Source organism: Mesorhizobium sp. M7A.F.Ca.AU.001.01.1.1 (assembly GCF_004022735.1).
GTDB lineage: Bacteria > Pseudomonadota > Alphaproteobacteria > Rhizobiales > Rhizobiaceae > Mesorhizobium > Mesorhizobium ciceri.
In genome coordinates this window covers 1-392 of the sequence record NZ_RZPF01001396.1, presented here as the reverse complement: position 1 = coordinate 392, position 392 = coordinate 1, and the positions used below count along the sequence as shown (strand labels likewise).

Below are 392 nucleotides of genomic sequence, written 5' to 3'. Positions count from 1 at the left end.
GCGTGACCGAAGGCGGTCCGGCGGCCAAGGCTGGCCTGCGCCAGGGCGACATCATCTCGGACATCCGCGACGGCGCGGTCGATGGACTCGCCGATTTCTATCGCAAGCTGTGGGAGAGCGGCTCGGCCGGTGCCGAGATTCCGATGCGGGTGCTGCGCGACGGCCGCGAAACCTGGCTGCGCGTCAAGTCCGCCGACCGCGGCAGTTTTCTGAAGAAACCGCAGCTGCAATAGCGCGTCAGCCACACGATGCATCCAAGACTGCTCAAAACCTTCCTTGCGGTGGCGCGGAGCCGCAACATCACGCGCGCCGCAGAAGTGGTCCACCTCGCGCAATCGAGCGTCAGCGACCAGATCCTGGCGCTCGAGGCCGAGCTTGGCGCTGCCCTGTTC

Annotated in this window: 2 protein-coding genes; both read left to right on the top strand. The window is 66.6% G+C overall.

Annotation, left to right across the window (positions count from 1 at the left end):
• A partial coding sequence (locus tag EN884_RS38375) for a PDZ domain-containing protein (protein ID WP_164895535.1) occupies positions 1-233 on the top strand: 233 nt, incomplete at its 5' end.
• A 15-nt stretch (positions 234-248) separates the two neighbouring features.
• On the top strand, positions 249-392 hold a 144-nt coding region (locus tag EN884_RS38370; protein WP_164895534.1), incomplete at its 3' end, for a LysR family transcriptional regulator.